The organism is Pirellulales bacterium, assembly GCA_035499655.1.
Classification (GTDB): Bacteria; Planctomycetota; Planctomycetia; order Pirellulales; family JADZDJ01; genus DATJYL01.
Map to the genome: position 1 here is coordinate 1 of DATJYL010000155.1, position 17,734 is coordinate 17,734.

Annotated in this window: 12 protein-coding genes; 5 read left to right on the forward strand and 7 right to left on the reverse strand. The window is 57.3% G+C overall.

The annotated features are described in order from the left end of the window. The 7 genes from VMJ32_11260 to VMJ32_11290 form a co-directional block, all read right to left on the reverse strand. On the reverse strand, positions 1 to 274 hold a 274-nt coding region (locus VMJ32_11260), incomplete at its 3' end, for a branched-chain amino acid ABC transporter permease (protein ID HTQ39600.1). Positions 275 to 339: 65 nt separating this feature from the next. Continuing rightward, the gene (locus VMJ32_11265; GenBank protein ID HTQ39601.1) at positions 340 to 1,638 is read right to left on the reverse strand and encodes a branched-chain amino acid ABC transporter substrate-binding protein; all 1,299 of its coding nucleotides are present in this window, start codon (positions 1,636 to 1,638) and stop codon (positions 340 to 342) included. Between the two features lie 148 nt (positions 1,639 to 1,786). Beyond that, complete coding sequence (locus VMJ32_11270) at positions 1,787 to 3,232, reverse strand: MFS transporter (GenBank protein ID HTQ39602.1); 1,446 nt, start codon at positions 3,230 to 3,232, stop codon at positions 1,787 to 1,789. A gap of 192 nt (positions 3,233 to 3,424) precedes the next feature. After that, complete coding sequence (locus VMJ32_11275; protein ID HTQ39603.1) at positions 3,425 to 6,352, reverse strand: MMPL family transporter; 2,928 nt, start codon at positions 6,350 to 6,352, stop codon at positions 3,425 to 3,427. 343 nt (positions 6,353 to 6,695) lie between these two features. After that, positions 6,696 to 10,373, reverse strand: a complete 3,678-nt coding sequence (locus tag VMJ32_11280) for an AAA family ATPase (GenBank protein HTQ39604.1) — start codon at positions 10,371 to 10,373, stop codon at positions 6,696 to 6,698. Further along, positions 10,370 to 11,746, reverse strand: a complete 1,377-nt coding sequence (locus VMJ32_11285; protein ID HTQ39605.1) for a metallophosphoesterase — start codon at positions 11,744 to 11,746, stop codon at positions 10,370 to 10,372. The genes VMJ32_11280 and VMJ32_11285 overlap by 4 nt, the downstream gene beginning before the upstream one ends. Positions 11,747 to 11,894: 148 nt before the next feature. Continuing rightward, complete coding sequence (locus tag VMJ32_11290) at positions 11,895 to 12,746, reverse strand: hypothetical protein (GenBank protein ID HTQ39606.1); 852 nt, start codon at positions 12,744 to 12,746, stop codon at positions 11,895 to 11,897. 418 nt (positions 12,747 to 13,164) lie between these two features. On the opposite strand from VMJ32_11290, the gene VMJ32_11295 reads away from it, so the two are divergent. From VMJ32_11295 to VMJ32_11315, 5 genes are all read left to right on the forward strand, one after another. Further along, a complete protein-coding gene (locus tag VMJ32_11295; protein ID HTQ39607.1) occupies positions 13,165 to 13,941 on the forward strand; it encodes an inositol monophosphatase family protein in 777 nt (258 codons plus the stop codon). A gap of 143 nt (positions 13,942 to 14,084) precedes the next feature. After that, on the forward strand, positions 14,085 to 15,311 hold the full coding sequence (gene galK, locus VMJ32_11300) for a galactokinase (GenBank protein ID HTQ39608.1): 1,227 nt from the start codon (positions 14,085 to 14,087) through the stop codon (positions 15,309 to 15,311). A gap of 150 nt (positions 15,312 to 15,461) precedes the next feature. After that, positions 15,462 to 16,448: a UDP-glucose 4-epimerase GalE gene (galE, locus tag VMJ32_11305; protein ID HTQ39609.1), complete on the forward strand. Its 987-nt coding sequence runs from the start codon at positions 15,462 to 15,464 to the stop codon at positions 16,446 to 16,448. An 8-nt stretch (positions 16,449 to 16,456) separates the two neighbouring features. Further along, positions 16,457 to 16,711, forward strand: a complete 255-nt coding sequence (locus tag VMJ32_11310) for a hypothetical protein (protein ID HTQ39610.1) — start codon at positions 16,457 to 16,459, stop codon at positions 16,709 to 16,711. 160 nt (positions 16,712 to 16,871) lie between these two features. Next, the coding region (locus VMJ32_11315; protein HTQ39611.1) for a hypothetical protein at positions 16,872 to 17,734 on the forward strand (863 nt) is incomplete at its 3' end.

Genomic DNA, 17,734 nt, shown 5'->3' on the forward strand with positions numbered 1-17,734 from the left:
CGATCACAAGCAGCCCGACGATTCCCGCCGCCGTGGAGCCTGTCGGGGCAGTGGCGTTCAGTCCGAAAGCATCGATCAAGGTTAACGTGAGAAACGTGCCCAGCATGAATAAATCGCCGTGGGCGAAATTGATGAGCCCGATGATGCCGTAGACCATGGTGTAACCCAGGGCGATCAGCGCGATGAGTGCGCCATAAGTCAGCCCATTGAGACACTGCTGGACGAACAGTTGCCACCCTGAAATAGAGTCGGCGGCCAGCAGGAGGGAAAGCATCAGCAGGATTTAGGGTTCAGGGTTCAGAAATTAGGCAACTTGAACCGCAATCGTGATTGCAAGGTTCATTTCTTCTGATCGTCGCTGCCGAGTAGTTTGACAAATTGGAATTTGCCCTCGTGCACGATGCTGCCGCTAAGTTTGTGGAGGGTGGTATCGCCGTTTTGGTCGAATGACCAGGTGCCCAGAGCGCCGGGAAAATCTTTAATGGCGAAGGCGGCGCCGACAATGGCGGCGCGCTCTTTTTTGCCCGCCTTGCGAATCGCCTCCAGCGCGACTTTTGCCGCTTCGTAACTATAAATGGCGTAGGCTTCCGGCATGGAGCCGTACCTGACGTTATACTTATCGACAAAATCTTTCCCCTTGCCCGTTTGATTTTGCGGCAATACGCCGCCGAAGGTTAAATACACACGGTCATCGGCGTTCTCTGGTCCGGCAGCCTCGATGAAGGCGTTTTCCATGCAGCCGTCGGGAACCATCAGTTTGCAGGTTAGCCCAGCGGCGACCATGTCTTTGCAAATTTGCCCACCTTTCGTTTGCGTAGTGCCACCGTAATAGATCAGGTCGGGCTTTAACGATTTGATGCTCGTCATTTTCGAGCGGAATTCCTGGGCCTTGGTGTCGATGCTGTCTTGGCCCAACACGTCTATTTCTAACTCGCCGCAGCGCTGCTTGAACATTTCGGCAATTCCTTTGCCGTATACGGAATTGTCATCAAGGATGTAGACAGATTTAACGCCCAGCGATTTGGCCCATTCGGCGGCGCAGGAGCCTTGGAGATCGTCGGCGGGGACCACGCGGGTGTAATTTTTTTTGCCGGTAGGCTGATAGATGGCGGGCTCATCGGGCTCGCCCAGGCCCGGCTTGGTGAGTCCGACGGCGGTGTTGGCGGGACTAATCATCAACAGGCCGGCGCGATTGAGAATGGGCATCGAAACTTTTGCCGCGCCGGAATTGTATGGGCCTATGTAGACCATCACGTCCGGATCGTTGGCGGCCTGGCGGGCGTTGTTGCCTTCGGCATCGGGAGTCCAATCGCCGGTGGCGGCGGTGGCGTCGTCCATATCTTCATACTCGATGGTGAAATCGCCGACTTTGTAGCCGGCTTCGTCCAGGGCCAGCTTGATTCCATTAACCATCGTATCAGTTTGCAGCTTGGCGCTGCCGGTGCGGGGCAGGCTGGAGACGATTTTGATGCGGCCGGAAGTGGGGGCGCTATCGGCGGAAGCAACGGCCTTGGGAGATGAGTCCGATTTGCTTTCGCCGGCGGAATTACCGCAGCCGGAAATGGCCGCGACGCTGATTGCGCCGCAGAGCAAAACCAGCAGGTATTTAATAGCTAAGAATCGATAAAGCTTGTGCATGGGAATACCTCAAATCTAGCCCACGCAGCGGATTCGGTGAGCGGCAGATCACTGGCAGGGCATTGTAAAAACTAGGCCGAAAAGGGTCAATTTCTGTACGTGTGCCGTCCCATGAGAGGCCATTTTGGGCAGATTCATTCGGATTATGCTAATCCATTGACAATTCTTGCTGCGGCTCGGGCAACCAAAACGTCAAAATGAAATTGAGCAGATAAACTCCCAAGCCGATGGCGGCCGCCGCAAAGGCCATTTTTTCCGACGAACTGCCGCCCGGCATGAAACTGAGCGTGGGCAGGAACATCGCCAGCGCGGCGAACGATGTGCCCAACATGCGCCCGCCGATGTTTGCGGCAAAACTTTCGCCCGTGCCGCGCAAGTGCAGTGGATACACGCGGGGCAAATAGTTTCCCCAAAAACTGAATTGCGCCACGGTAAACAAGCCGGCCAGAAAAATGCCGACGTCGAACAGTGTGACGTGCCAGTCGCCCAGCGTGAACAGCTGGCGGTTATTCATCGCCGCATATCCGAAGGCCAGTGGCAACACGAAGAGGCCAGGAATCAAAAACACGCGCAGCAAATTTCGGCGGCTGGCAATACGAATGACCAATAAGGCTAGCAGAAATCGTCCGATCAAGCCGCCGAATTCTTGCACCTTGGCATAACCGGCTGCGGCTTTTTGCTCGATTTCTTTTTGAGCCGGCACCGGCTTGCCCTCTTTTTGCGCGACCACTTCTGGCATGCCCGGAGTGATTTGCGGCATTTGCTGAATGGCGCCGAAGGCAGCTCCAAAACTGAGTGCGAACATGATCGTGGTGATGATTGTGGTGCTCCGCAACTGGGGCGCAAACAATTCGCCAATGCTGGGCCGCTTGAGCGTGCCGGCCGCTTTCTTTTGCTTCCATGCAGGCGATTCGGGCAAGAACGGACGAATGACAATCAGCGGAATTGCGGGAATGAGGCCGGAAATCATCGTGTATCGCCAGGGCGCATGGGGATCGGTCACGTTGCCCAAGAAAGTAAGAAACGGCAGTTGAATTGCCAGTAGATCGGCAGCCCATTTGATCGCCAGGCCGTTGGCGAAAGCCACCATCATGCCGCCGAACGAACTGCAAGCCTGAGTGTAACCCAACACCCGCTCGCGCTGTCTCGGCTCGGGAAATAATTCGGCCAGCCAAGCGACGGCGGCGACGAACTCCACACACACGCCGATGAACTTGAGCGAACGAAAAACGAGAAACATTGTGACATTCGTCGAAAAGCCACCGAGGAATGCGGATACCGCATACAGTAATATGCTCCAAGTGAGCACGCGGCGGCGGCCCAAACGGTCCGTCAAATATCCGCCGAGCAACCCAAAAATGCCCCCTGCCACGGCCGGCACAAAAAACAACATGCTGGCCCAAAATACAAAATCGGGCTTGCCGGGCGTGAAGCCAAATTCAATGAGGGCTGGCCGAATAATCAACGGCAACATCAGCAATTCGTACGTGTCGAAGGCAAAGCCGATGACGGCGATGATGCAAATCAACCACTGTACGACGGTCAGGCGCTGGGCGGCAACAGCAGCAGGGGTAGGGGCGGCGGGCGAACTCATGAGAAAATTCCAGGAACGGAAAATATCGGTGCGGAGGGTGCGCGGCAAACAGCGCGAGCGGCACAAGCGACTGCCAACTCGTGAGAATGCTCCACCGCCTCCCGTCGATGCAGCGGCATTGTAGAGCATGGGCCGGAATTACTCAAACGCCAAGTCGCTCCGGCATAAGAAGGTGAAATGCCAGGCACATGCTCAGGCGGCGCGGCGCATGGGAGGAGAATCACCATTTTCTGGTTCGAGATCGGGTCGCTCGTGATCGTAACTGACCACGGCATCAGCCACCCAAGGAACCAACGGTCGCTTCGAGGTCATCCAAGACAAGAGCGCGGGAAGCAAAATCATCGAGGTCAGCGTGCAAACCGCGACGCCAATCGTGAGCGATTTTCCCAAGCTTTGCAACCCTTGATGACTGGCGATCAATAGGCCGGCGTACCCGATGATGGTGGCCAGCGAATCGACCAATAACCCCACGGCCGTGGCCGGCGACATGCGGTAGCGTCCTTGTTGTTCCAAGAATTCGTGAACCACATACACGCCGTAATCGACACCCATTCCCAAGAGCAGCGGCAGGGCGATCATATTCGCGGCATTGAGAGGCTGGTTCAGAAAGCCCAATAGCCCAAAGGTAATGATCATGCCCAGCGCCAGCGGAAGCGACGCCAGGAACACGTGCAACAGGTTCCGAAAGTCGATGTACAGAACCACCAGGATGACCAGCATTGAATACAAAGCAGCCTTTTCGTAACTAAATTGCATTTCACGCGAGGCTTCGTAGGCCTGGAGCGGATTGCCCGTTACGCGGGGATCGACGGTTCGAACATCTTGCACAAAGCGCGACAACGCTTCCATATTCCAGATGTCGCCGCGACCGTAAATTTTCAACAAATACTTGCCGTTTTGCCCCACGAAACGGCTGACCAAACTTGGCGGCAAGTCGGTGAGTTGCGGGGGCTCCGGGTTGGCAACGCTGCGCAGCGCGTGCAAACGGCTGAGCAAATCGCCGGCCATTTGCTGCTGGAATTGCGACAGCTTGGCGTAACAATCGGAAGCCGGCAGACGACGCATGGCATCGCGCAGCAATTCCAAATGCCGGGCGCAGTTAGCCCCTTCGTGGGTGTGTTGAGCGGTATCTTGGACTTGGGCCAATAGCGCGCCGAGTTCGTCCAAAGTGTCGACGGCGATCAGCGGCGGACGTTCCGGGAGCGTCGCCAGGCGTCGGGCTATATCGGCAATGATGGGGCGTTTGACTTCCTCGTCGACGGGCAACAGCGATACAATTTCTTCCGTCCGCTCCACGCTGGGCAGTTTGAGGAACTTTGCTTTGCGGTCCAGCAGTTCTTCGCGGCTGTTGGCGATCGATAGCGCGTACCACACGCTTTGATCGCATTCGGCCAGGAGCTTTCGCTCTAATTCCACGCTTTGCAAACCGCGGGCTTGCATATCGAGCAGATTGTGATCGTACCACAAATGCTGGATGCCCAATCCGGCCGCCACGGTGATGATTAAGCCGCCGCAAAACACGACGCGGGGAAAGCGCAACAGCGGATTGATCCACTTGTGTACCGGCACCGGCGTGGGCTGTCGCTGGCCTAAGCGGCTGCCGTCGACCACTTTGATAAGGGGCGGCAATACGAAAAGTTGTGCCACGGCGCACAATAGCAAACCGCCGCCGGCAATGATTCCCAATTCCGCTACACCGGTGAAACTGGTTAAGGCAGCGGAGAAAAACGCGATCGCCGTGGTCAAGGCGCCGGTGACAATGGCCGGGCCGGCCGAACGTGTTGTTTCCAACAGCGCGGCCTCGCACGGCATCCCCTCGCGCAGCAATTGCATGTAGCGTGAAATGTAATAGGCGCCGTAATCGATGCCGATGCCGATCAGCGTGGCGGTGAAGGTGACGCTGAGGATATTCAAATGACCGACGGTAAGGGTTACATATCCAAACGCCCAGGCTGTGCCCAAAAGCAGCACCAAGTTGGCCAGCAGGGCGTGACGAAGTCCGCCGAATCCAGCGACGACTATTACCACGACGCCGAAGAAGGAAAGCAAAGAGCCCCAAAACATCGACGATTGGCTGGCGCGCATCTCGTCGTTTTCCATGATCGGCAGGCCGGTCAGGCCCAGTTTTACGTTCGGATGCCGCAGTTCGGTTTCGGCTATCAATTCGCGGAGGGCGTCTACCGCCTCGCTGCCACGGGCGAATTCTTCCTTCCCTACCGAAATTCGCAACAGCACAAAGCCCAGCCGCCCTTCCTTGGCAATTAAGTATTCGGAACCCAATTCGCTCAGCGTCGATAGCGAAGCGGGCATGCCGGGCCAGGGGGATAGATAATGTGGTTCCGAACCGAATTGCGCTAGCAGACTATCGACCGTGTGATCGAGTTGCCCGAGCGCAAGGTTGAGATCGAGCCCTTGCACACCGGCCGTGGCGGCTTGCAGCATTTGCGCCAGGCCACCGACCAGCTTGCCCACTTGTAGCCGCGACCAATCGCCGCCGGCAATGGGCATGGCTTCGTCCAGAAAACGATCGATGGTTTGCAGTTGATCGGCGGGCAAATAGTGCAGACCTTTGGCCCGGATCTTCGTCAAATCGACCTCGTGCAAAATGGCGTGGAACAGCCGTTTTTCGCGCCGCAGAGAGGCGGAGAGTTCCTCCAACACGGGCACGACCTGCTCGCGGCCGGCGCCTTCGACAACGATGACCGCGTCATCCTCGTCGCCGAATTCGTTAATGTATTCGATCCACAACCGGTTGTAATCGCTCTTGGGATTCAACAAATCGAGGCGGCTGCTTTTATAGCCCAAATGCCCGATGGTATAGATGATGCAGATCACCGCCAGTCCGACGGAAAGCGCCAAGGTCGGCACCGGAAAGCGCAGCACCAGGCGAGTCAGCAGCAACAGAACCGAGGTCATTCCAGATTGCGGTGACGAGGAAGAGGGATGGCGGGTGGATTCGCCGCTGAGGGCTAGCGAGTCGTATGGCGCGCCGTCGTTTGGCGCAAAGCCGCCACTTGGAGCAGCCGCATCTGTCGGCGCAGCATCACCCTTTTTGTCCGATGGATTGCTTGCTGCGTCCTGTTCCTTGGGTGAGGAATTGGGCCGCTTATGCTGTGACATCAATCACCATCCGTGGTGAAAACGGGCGAGGTTCGATCCATGAACCGTTTCGACATCTACAAAAACTTGAAACCTGCCACTCGATACGGCATACGTGTCCAGGCAATCGTGCCCGGGGGGGAATCGCCTGACGGGCTTGCTAACATTACGATGGAAAAAAGCTCAAAAAACAACGCGTAGGTTCTGCGCAGTCTCTCGAATGGAGAGGGCAGTGCGTCCCCCCCATTTCCCGATCCGGAAAGCCGAGAATGGTAGCGAATACTCCCCTGCCAACCAACCTCAGTGTGGTCCAGGTTTTTCCGCGTTCTTCCGGACGATAGCTAAGAATTCGGGCTGTGGACAGCTACACATCCAAGCCCTCGTCGCCGGAAGCTTCCACGGAGATGGGGGATGACTGGTCAGCGAAAACCCGGAGGTTTTTTGCGCGGCGGACTGTGGAGGAGCTGTGCTGCCCCGCTGCCGGCAACGATCCGTTTGGCGGCGAGTGCGGGCTGCCCAGTTCTTCCCCCACGATTCCATCAAGCAGCCAGAGAGGGTTCACGCGGTCGTCGAGTTCGCCGCTGAATTCTTCGGCCGCCCAGCGGCGCATGATCGGCGATAGCCGCGCCGTGCGCTGCGGCAAATCGACACGCATGGGAACCAGCGGCTGTGCCGTCACCTCGGGTTCAACCACTGTCGCTGGAAAAGGGAGCACCGTTACTAGCGGCGCGGCCTCGATGCGGGCTAGAGGTATTGATTCGACGGAGACAGCGGATCCGGCCGCTTGTGCGGTAACGACGCTTGTTGGCGGAAGTGTGGGCGGTGGCGCCGGCGGCGTCTCGTTGACTTCTCTCACCCGGCGCGATCGGCTGCGGCGCGGCGGCGGTTCGACTTCAAGTTCGAATGGCTCGTCGCGGCCCGACTGATGGTTGCTGGGCAAGCGGCGCACATCCATGCGGTGGTGCTTGAACAGCCGGGCCAAATGTTCATGGCAGGTGAAAACGAGCAATTGGTGTCCACGCCGAGCAAAATTGTGAAGCACCTGCACGGCGGCGGCGGCGCGGTGCGTGTCGAAGTTGACCAGCACGTCGTCCAGCACCATCGGCAGTTGCACGCCTCGGCGGGCATACAATCCGACTAGCGCCAAGCGCAAGCTCAAAAACAATTGTTCCCGCGTGCCCTGGCTAAGCACTTCAACGGGAAGCGTGCGGCCTTGATCGTCATCGACCAGCAAGGCATTTTCGCCCCAGCGGGTCCACACGCGGCGACATCGCCCCTCGGTCAATTGCGCCAGATAATCGGATGCCTCGCGCAAAGTTTCGGGCTGGCGATGGTGTTCGTAATGCTCCTTGATCACCTCCAGCCAGCGGTGCGTAAGCGTGAGTACATGCAACCGGTTGATGGCAGCGGATAATTGCTGCTCCACATGGCCCAGCTCGAACCGCTTCACGGCCGGCCGCCGATCGCTGGAGAGCAGCCGAATTTGTTCGTTTTGTTGACCCCGCTGCTCAAACAGGCGTTGTTGTTGCCGGCGGATTTCCTCCAGCCGCTGCCGACTCGTGGCAAGTTGAGCGGCAAGTTGTTCGGCCGTGGTGTTTGTTAAGAAGGAAGCGATTGCAGTTTCATCCTTTTCACCCAGCAACGAAGCGATTTCTTGCGCCGCGGCATCGCGCTGGGCAAGGAGCGCGGCGATTTGTGAAAATTCGGCGCTGCGACGGCGAAACTCCGCCATATTCGCCGCCTGGCAAACAAACAGCAATTGGCTACCACGACGCCGCAGCCGGCTCACCCGATGAACCAGCCTTTGCTGCCAACGCCGCAGCTTTTGCCGCCGCTGGGTAATGGATTGGCGATCTCGGTGGCAGGTTTCTTGGTCGGCCAGCTGGCGACGCAATTCACGCAGTTGATCGCTGGCTGAACTGGAGTGCGGCAGAATTTCCGCCGCCAGAAACACTTGTTCCAGCCGAGCCGAAAATGTGGCGAGTTCCCGGCGGCGACGATCCAGCTCCGATTGGGCACTGCCCAGTTCCTGCTGCGTGCTTTGTAGTCGATCGCCGGCAAGGTGCATGGCCCGCACTTGAGGCGCCGCCAAATCCTCGGGCAAGCCGACGGCGGCCAGCGCCGCATTCCAATTTTCGAGCGCTTGCTGATAAGTTTGTTCCGCTTGGGTGTGGCGGGACTCGACTTCCTGAGCAGCCTGATCAGCAGCCTGCCGCTGTGCATCGAGCGGGAGCAATTCTTCCAGCTTGGCCAATTCCTGTTGGGCTGCTTGAAGGAGCGTTGGTAAGGAAGCGCCGCCATTGGGCAAGCTGCGATCTAATTCGCCGCGCTCCGTTTCGGCCTGTTGAGTTTGCGAATCGACCAGCGCCAATTGCCGGCGACTGGCTTCCATTTGGTTGGCCGCCGAACGCTCCAGGGTGTATTTGGCGGCGACCGCCGAGCCCGTGCCCAGAAGGCCGAGCCAAGCCATGGGCCAACCCAGCGAACCGGTGAACGAGCCGGGAAGCAGGAATCCGCCGAGAACGAGCACCACGCCCAGCACGAAAATGCCGCCCAGTGAAAACAGCATCCAAGCGGGCAGAATTTGCCGCTGAACGCAGCCGGCAATGGCGTGCTCCAAATCGGCTTTGGTGTGCGCAAGCTGTTCTATCAGTTCGTCCAATTGCACACGCCGCCGAAGTTGGGCCACGCGTTGCCCGGCGGAATCTAAGGCAGCAGTCAGATTTTTTTGGCCGCGTGCAGCCAAGGCTTGCTCCACTTCGCGGCGACGGTTTTGCTGGGTTGTGCGTTGTTGATTAATACCTCGTTGCTCGGCTTCGGCCAGCCGTTTGGCCTGCGATAGCGCGGCCGCCGGCCGCCGCAAAGCTCGCCATGTGGCGTGGTCGACAGGTTGCAAATGATGGACGCCAGGCTGGGGTGCATTCGGCCCAACACTGGCAGGCGCCGCGCCGTTCAGGCGATCTTGTTGTGCCTGCCGCTGGGCGGTCAGCCGTTGCACCGTTTCCTCGGCCCTGCGGATTTCTTGCTCTAATGAGACAATCCAGGTTTCGTTTTCGATCAGGGCTTCAATCCGGGCCGCTTGCCGCCAGAGCGGCTCGCTCAGCTTCATCTGAGTCAGTTTCTCGCCCAGGGTTTTTCGGCGACGCGCAAAAAGCCGCTTTTTGCGGCGTGCCTGGCGGATGGCCGATTGATAGCGATTCATCCGTTGCAACGCATCGACCGGCCATTGAGCGGCGGGGCCCAACGCCTCAATGCGCGCCCGAAGCGCGTGACGCCGATGCCAAGGTTCATGCACTGCGGCCGCCGTTTCGCAAGTGCGAAGGTGCGATTCCTGCTCGATCAGCGCACTTTCGAGCTGCGCGATTTGATGATCGGCAGCGGCGCGTTCCGTCACCACTTGCTCCAATTGATGTGAAAGATGGGAACACTCCGCGAGCTCTTCCTGCAGCCTTTCGCGCCGAGCCTGCAATTGGCCGATTTGCGACGACGGCTGATCGGACCACAACCGCAACCGCGATTTTTCCAATTCGCTCAGCACGTCAACGAGCGACACCCGGTCGAACCCCAGCGATACAGCATGTAGCCAGCGCGCGGCAGCGGAATCCGTCAGCGTGCCCAATTCCTGCAATTCGTGCAGGCCCACGGCGAAGACGTTTTGGAACATCGTTTCGTCGACGTCGTGCAGCAGCCGGTGCAAGTGGGCCGCGCCCTGTACCGTGCCATCGGCAGCCTGGACCAACACGTTGCCCAACGGGTGCTGCGGGTTCACCTGCCGCTGAACTTGCAGCCAGCCTTCGTCATGGGTGATGAGCGTAAGCGAGCCGCCGGCCGCAGTGCCGCTTAACGTCGGGTTTAAGCAGGGCAAATATCGGGCGGTGCGCTGTGGCGAAAAGCCATACAACACGGCGCGAATGAATTGCAACAGCGTGGTTTTGCCCGCCTCGTTGGGACCGTAAATCACGGTGCATTCAGGGGAAAGCTCGGCGAGCGTCAGCCCGCTCCAAACGCCGAAGCCATCGACACGAACGTCGATCAATTTCATTGTGCGGCCTCCGCGGGGCTGAGCAAATCGACGGCCAGCCACGCCACTTCACGCAGCAATCGGCGGCGGCCTTCCGGGTGCGCAAACTCTGCTGATTGCTGAGTTATCACCTCAGCCGCAGCGGGCGAAAGATTGCACATCGAAACCAAATCCGCGGCACTACTGGGAAGCGCCAGGACGAGCGGCTGATGCGTTGAATCATTTGAATTGAGCGATTCAGGAACGTGGTCAAGCGAAGCAGGGTCATTGTCGAACGTTGCCGAGGCGTGATCGACCGAAGGCTGCGTTGCCTGACCAAGTAAAAACTCCGGCGCGCAGCGTTGAACCGCGCGCAAAAAATCGCCGCGCAGCGTTTCTTCCCCGAACCACTCGGATGGCAATTCAGCGGGCAAATCCGCTTCGATGTCCAAGGTCCAAACCGGGAAGGAGAGACGGCCGAATTCCTGACGCAGTTTGGAAATCAACTCTGTGCCCAACGCCCCGTGTCGTAACGCGAACTGCAGCGGACCCTGGCACGCCACATGCCACTTTACAAGCAGAGTCACACCGGGCGATTCCGCCAAAAGTTGCTCGGCCCGCTCGTGCAGGAGCCGTTCTAATTCGTGGCGATCGGCCGTTTCAGGCTGCGACAATCGTGGCGCCAGCCACTGCAGCATGTCGCATGACAACGGCGTGAGATGGACGTGGCGATGTTCGTCGACAGCCACGATCGTGCACCCGTGCGGACCGGTTTCGCGGGAGCATCGGCCTTGCGGACTGCCTGCAACGTGGGCCACGCATTTTGCTTCCAGCGGAGTGGAGCGTTGGTGCGAACCGCCCAAAGCCCAATAATTCATGCCAATTTCGCCCAGCGATCGGGCGTTCCAATCGGCATGGACGAGGGCAATCGAAAATAAGTCGTCATCGCTGGGACCGAACTGGTAAGGACGCGGCGGTTCCGATGGATCGTGGCCACAGCCGATAATTTCGCACACGGGCATCCCAGCAATCTGGTAACGGTGACGTTCAGTGCGACCGTGTGAAAACCGATGCACATTGCTGGGCCAAGAAACGTAGGTTGGCCAGTGGTCGAGAGAATCGATAGGCCCACCCGCCCAATATACGGATATACGGTGGTCGGCCAGCCGCTGGAATTGCTCGGCGAGAAACAGCAGATCGCGGGGGGCGCAGCGGTGAGGGTCGATCACATCGCCGGCCAGCAGAACGAAATCAACCTGGCGATCAATGGCGGAATCGAACACCTTTGCCGCCGCTTGTTGCGGACCATCGATTAACAGGTCGATCAGATGGTCAGGCGCCTCGATGGCGGTTTGGCAGGGGCGGTCGAGATGCAGATCGGCAGCGTGTAAAAAACGAAAAGGCCGCTGCAGCATAGGTGCCTCCTTGCCCGACGTTACAATTCCAAACAGTGCTCAAAGACTGGTCGCAGTGGGCAGTCAGGAAGTTTAGTGGAGAGCGGCTAATTTGCCTATCCGAATTTGCGCGAGGCAACATCCAAAACAGCGGTTTCGCTTCTCGGCGTTAAACGGTCAGGGGCGGCTCCGCGGCGGCGAATTGCTGGTAGGCGGTCACCGCGACAGCTTCGTCATGCGGTCGGGCCACAATTGCAGAGCGAACTCGAGCCCGCAAAATGACTCCCTTTTCCAGTCGCTCTTGGAACAGATGATGTTCGATCACAGTGCTGCTGATTTTTAATGGCGACGCTTGGTTTGTTGGAGGCCGCGAGGAAAATACGATCGTGCTGCGGCAGAAATCGATCGGATGGACCATTTCGACGTAACCGTATGGAACACTTTCCCAGCGGGCGATAAAACAACCGGTGTTGCCATTTCCCGGAGCAACCGCGATGCTATGGCTAGTCTCGTTGGCGATTACCGATGGCGGGAGTGGTTCGGCTCGCAACTGGTTGGAGTCGATTTGCCGCAAATGAAACATCATGCAGGCGGGAGAAAGCAACGACCGCACGTTTGATTGCGGGTTGCTGTCAAGCAAGCTAGTATTCAGAGACAAAATTAAGTCAAAGGCTGACAGAACGTGGGCTGACCAATCTGGCGCGAATTCCGCCGGCTGAAGGTGGCGCCAATACACTTGCATGCGAATGCGTTGTGGGGCGGCTTCTTCGTAGGTGGCCACGATGTCGTCGCCACGCACATAAGCGTCGGTTTGCGCAGGCTCCAGGGGTTGCCGATGGCCGAATGTCGCGCCCAAAATTTGAAGCTGCGGGACGACCGCTGATGGCTCAAGAAAATTTGCTGTATTCGAAAGCCGCAGCAATAAACCCAAATCGGGGTGTGCCAGATCGAGCACAGCGTTCCCGACGTGGTTGGCGGCCAGTCGCGCCGCATTTGCGTCAAGCTGCCAAACATCGCTCATGGCAGAAACAACGGTTTGCCCCAGACGGCGGACAAATTCAATAAAAAACCCCGCCGCTCACTTGCGTAAGTCGGCGGGGCCGGAACAGAGAAGAGGCCACCGTTGTTGCGGATCACTCAGCAGGATGATAAGTATGAGACAAACACCAAAATAAAATTGAAGCAACGACTGAATTGTTCCACTCAACTCGCACTTCCACGTTCCACAACCGCGATGATAACAGGTAGATTTGAAAAGTCCAGCATTTCGTATAAAAAAATTATAGATTCTTTTTCCCCCTCCAATAGGTTACCAGATTTGAGGGAACATAAGCCAAAGAATGCCACCAGCGTTTTAACCTCAAAATAGAGAAAACAGGTGGGGTATAGCAGCGATAATCTCGCGAAAAACAGGGCGTTTTTGCCATTTCAGGAATTCTATGGGAGACTATCTCAAAACCTGTGAAACGGCTGCCCGAGCAGGCGGGCAAGTGTTGTTAGATTGGATTGGAAAGTTTGCGATCAGGGAAAAAGCCCCCGCCGATTTGGTAACCGAAGCCGACTTGGCCAGCCAAGAGGAAGTGCGACGGATCCTCTTGAATTCCTTTCCGGACCACTCGTTTCTTGGGGAAGAAGGAAATCCTATCGGTCCGGACGATGCTGAATTCCGCTGGCTGGTTGATCCGCTCGACGGCACCACCAACTATGTCCATCAGATCCCACATTACTGTGTTTCTGTGGCCTTGCTGCGATGCGGCGAGCCTATATGTGGGACGGTGTACGATCCGGTCTCGCGGGAGTGCTTTACCGCACAGGCGGGGCACGGAGCGCATTTGAACGGGCATGAACTGGCCGTGAGCCGCGTGGAGAGCATTGATCAGGCTGTTGTGGTGGTAAGCTTGCCGCCCAAGTTGACTGCCGATTCGCGCGAGTTAGCCGAGCTGGTGCGCGTGGCACTGGTCTCACAAGCAATCCGCCGCACGGGCTCGGCGGCGCTGAATTTGTGCTATGTGGCAGCTGGCCGATTTGATGCTTACTGGGGCGGCAAAACCAAGCCCTGGGACGTGGCTGCCGGTGCGCTGATAATCCGCGAAGCAGGCGGCATCATTACCGATTACCGGGGCGGCGCGTTGGATTTGAACATTCCCCGTTTTGTCGCCGCGGCGACCAAGCCATTGCACGAGCAAATGCTGAAATTGATCGGGGATGAGCAGTAACAGTGTCCACTGAAGCCCTAATCGTATTGCATCCCGCAACCTAGCGAGCGCCGTCCGCCCGTCGCCTTTTAATTTGCCCTAGGTTACACTGTTCAACTGGATGTTGGGATGTCTGTGGCAAGCAGCATCAGGGGAAAATGAATATGCCAAGCGTCAGTGGAGAGCTCGAATCGACGGCGGTTTCCGTGGATCAATTGCGCGAGCAGGCAGTCGGCGAATTTCGTAAACGGTATGCGCGCGATCCGCAGTATGTTGTGGCGGCGCCGGGCCGAGTGAACATCATCGGCGAGCACACCGATTACAACGGCGGCTTTGTGCTGCCGATGGCGATTGAACGCTACGTCGTAATGGCCGCGGCCAAATCGACTGATCATCGCGGTCCGGACGGCCGACCGGCGGCAAGTGTTTATAGCAGCAACAAGCAGGAAACGGCTGTACTGGCGGTTACCGGCAAAATCAGCCCCGGACCGGTCACGTGGTCGAGTTATGCGCAAGGCGTGGTGGCCGGGTTCGTGGCGCGGGGGTTTGCAGTTCCGCCATTCGAGGCTGTGATTGTATCCACCGTGCCGCTGGGCGGCGGACTATCGAGCAGCGCCGCTCTGGAAGTGGCCACGGCCACACTGCTGGAAGCCATGCAGGGAAAGTCGCTGGAGGCGGTGCAAAAGGCGCTTTTGTGCCAGGAGGCAGAACACAAATATGCGGGCGTGCCCTGTGGTATTATGGATCAATTCAGCAGCGCACTGTGCACTGCGGACCATTTGATGTTACTGGATTGTCAATCGCAGCAAGTCAGGCTTGTTCCGTTTTCGGCGCCGGACGTGACCGTGCTCATCGCCAACAGCAACGTCAAGCACGAGTTAACCGGTGGCGAATATGCCCAACGGCGCGCTCAGTGCGAGACTGCCGCAAAAATATTAGGCGTCGATACGCTTCGCGAGGCCACGCTCGCGCGATTGGAGGGCGCGCGTGCTAAATTGGGAGACGTGAATTACCGTCGGGCGCGGCACGTAATTGGGGAAATCGAACGGACAGTTAAGGCCGCCGATGTCATCAGCGCCGGCCAATGGAATGAAGTGGGGCAGTTGATGTATGCCAGCCACAATTCGTTGCGTGACGATTATGAGGTAAGCTGTGAAGAATTGGATTTACTGGTGGCACTGGCTCAGCAAATTGGTACCGGCGGCGGTGTGATCGGTTCGCGCATGACCGGCGGTGGATTTGGCGGCTGCACCGTGAGCTTGGTCAAAAGTGGTTCGGCCGCCGAAGTGGCCCAGACGCTTCACGATCACTATCATCAGCAAACAGGCATCGAGCCGGCATTATTCACGAGCCGTCCAGCCCAGGGCGCTCGATCCTTGCCATGCCGCTGACTATGACTGCTCGGTTCCATCCGCATGGCAGATACAACCACTCCTGGTCGGTTATAAAATGCTGGCGGAAACCGAGCACAATTTAACACCGGAACAAGCGGCCCAACGTCTGCGGCAACTTTCGAAAAACACCACCTAAGCGAGAAAACAATGGCGATTTTTGTGACCGGCGGCGCCGGCTATATCGGCAGCGTCGTCGTAGAGCAACTGGTGGCCAAGGGGGAACAGGTAGTCGTATTTGACAATCTATACCAGGGGCATCGAGAGGCGGTGCACCCGCGCGCCACATTCGTCCAAGGAGATTTGTCCAATCGATCTGCTATCGATGACGCGCTAAAGCGGCATCAGCCGCACACCGTGATGCACTTCGCTTCGCACACGTTGGTGGGTGAATCGATGAAACAACCGTTTCAATATCTGGGCGAGAACATTACCAACGGCCTGAACCTGTTGCAGAGCATGCAGCAGCACGGAGTGCGGAAGTTCATTTTGTCATCCACCGCGAATTTGTTCGATGCCCCGCGAAAGATGCCCATCGACGAAGAAGAGCAACTGGTGCCCGGCAGCCCTTACGGCGAATCCAAATTCATTTTGGAGCGAATGCTGTATTGGCTGGATAAAATCCATGGCTTGCGTTACGCCGCGCTGCGGTATTTCAATGCTGCGGGTGCAACGGCGGAGCGGGGCGAAAACCATCATCCGGAATTGCACTTAATTCCCATTGTGCTGCAAGTGGCGCTGGGGCAGCGCGATTCGGTGACCATTTTCGGCGACGATTATCCCACGCCCGACGGAACCTGCGTGCGAGATTACATTCACGTGGCGGACCTGGCCGAAGCCCACATTTTGGCGATGCAGGCCATCGACCAAAAAAGCCGGCTGTACAACCTGGGCAACGGAAAAGGGTTTAGCATCAAACAAGTGATTGAAGCGGCACGAAAAATCACGGGTCATGCCATTCCGTTTCAGAACGGACCCCGGCGGCCGGGCGACCCGGCCGTGCTGATTGCCAGCAGCGAGAGAATTCGCAAGGAATTGCACTGGCAACCGAAATATCCTGATTTGCACAGCATTATCGAATCGGCCTGGAACTGGCATAAAAAACATCCGCAGGGTTATCGCGGAGGTTCGAAATAAGTGTACCGATGAAATTTTGCGAACGGGGCATTTTTACCGACAACGTTGATGCGACGGCCGATTTTTACGAGCGACTGTTGAATGCAATGCCGATCGGACGGGCTCTTGATTGCGATTTTCTGGCAATTACAGTACGATCATTGACGCTGCCGCAGGGTGGGGGAGCGGCGTCACGCGGCACTAAGGCGGAAGGCTACGACGTGCTATTTCACGTCGGACGGTTCTCATCCAGTGGCGAGACGATTCGCCCTGGAGCAAACTAATCTCGTGGTCTTATCTTGTGGGGAGTGAGGTTTCTGAATGCACTTAACGTACATCGACTGGACGATCATGCTGGTGTACTTCGTGTTTGTCTTGGGGATCGGCTTTTGGTTGCGCCGTTCGATCCGCACTAGCACCGATTTTTTTCTCTCGGGCCGTTCGTTGCCGGCCTGGATAACAGGGCTGGCCTTCATTTCCGCAAATTTGGGCGCCCAGGAAGTCATCGGTATGGGCGCATCTGGCGCCAAATACGGAATTTCAACAAGCCATTTTTATTGGATTGGCGCCATACCGGCGATGGTGTTCGTCGGTATTTTCATGATGCCGTTTTATTACGGCTCCCGCGCCCGATCGGTGCCGGAATACCTGAAGCTTAGGTACGACGAAAAGACGCGCGGATTCAACGCTATCACGTTTGCGATCATGACCGTGTTTTCATCGGGCATTTCGATGATGGTGATGGCAAAGATCATCCAACGCTGGCACATCTTCGACGGAGTTTTTGCTCAATTGAATATTGCCAGAGCAAATATTTTTGACGCGAGCATCGTGATTACAGCCATAATTGTGTTGGTTTATATTCTGCTCGGCGGGTTGACGAGTGCGATTTACAACGAGGTATTGCAATTCTTTTTAATTGTTGCTGGCTTCTTGCCGCTCGTGTTCCTGGGACTGAAGAACGTTGGTGGCTGGGACGGCTTAAAGTCGATCGTGCCGAATGAAAATTTTGTGCATTCGTGGCAGGGGATGGGCAGTCCCGAAACAAGTCCCTTGGGAGTCGAATGGTTTGGGTTGGCAATGGGTTTAGGGTTTGTGCTGTCGTTTGGTTACTGGTGCACCGATTTTCTGGTTGTGCAGCGGGCCATGGCGGCCGATTCTATGTCAGCGGCGCGTCGCACGCCGCTCATTGCGGCCGTACCGAAAATGTTTTTCCCGTTTTTGGTGATCATACCGGGCATCATTGCCGTATCGTTGCCGGCGCCTAAGGCTAGTGGCGAAGGGACGGGAGGCGGTGCCACAGTGAC

Coding starts and splice junctions, on each gene's coding strand:
- VMJ32_11265 (HTQ39601.1), bottom strand. CDS start 1,638: ATGCACAAGCTTTATCGATTCTTAGCTATTAAATACCTGCTGGTTTTG.
- VMJ32_11270 (HTQ39602.1), bottom strand. CDS start 3,232: ATGAGTTCGCCCGCCGCCCCTACCCCTGCTGCTGTTGCCGCCCAGCGC.
- VMJ32_11275 (HTQ39603.1), bottom strand. CDS start 6,352: ATGTCACAGCATAAGCGGCCCAATTCCTCACCCAAGGAACAGGACGCA.
- VMJ32_11280 (HTQ39604.1), bottom strand. CDS start 10,373: ATGAAATTGATCGACGTTCGTGTCGATGGCTTCGGCGTTTGGAGCGGG.
- VMJ32_11285 (HTQ39605.1), bottom strand. CDS start 11,746: ATGCTGCAGCGGCCTTTTCGTTTTTTACACGCTGCCGATCTGCATCTC.
- VMJ32_11290 (HTQ39606.1), bottom strand. CDS start 12,746: ATGAGCGATGTTTGGCAGCTTGACGCAAATGCGGCGCGACTGGCCGCC.
- VMJ32_11295 (HTQ39607.1), top strand. CDS start 13,165: ATGGGAGACTATCTCAAAACCTGTGAAACGGCTGCCCGAGCAGGCGGG.
- galK (HTQ39608.1), top strand. CDS start 14,085: ATGCCAAGCGTCAGTGGAGAGCTCGAATCGACGGCGGTTTCCGTGGAT.
- galE (HTQ39609.1), top strand. CDS start 15,462: ATGGCGATTTTTGTGACCGGCGGCGCCGGCTATATCGGCAGCGTCGTC.
- VMJ32_11310 (HTQ39610.1), top strand. CDS start 16,457: ATGAAATTTTGCGAACGGGGCATTTTTACCGACAACGTTGATGCGACG.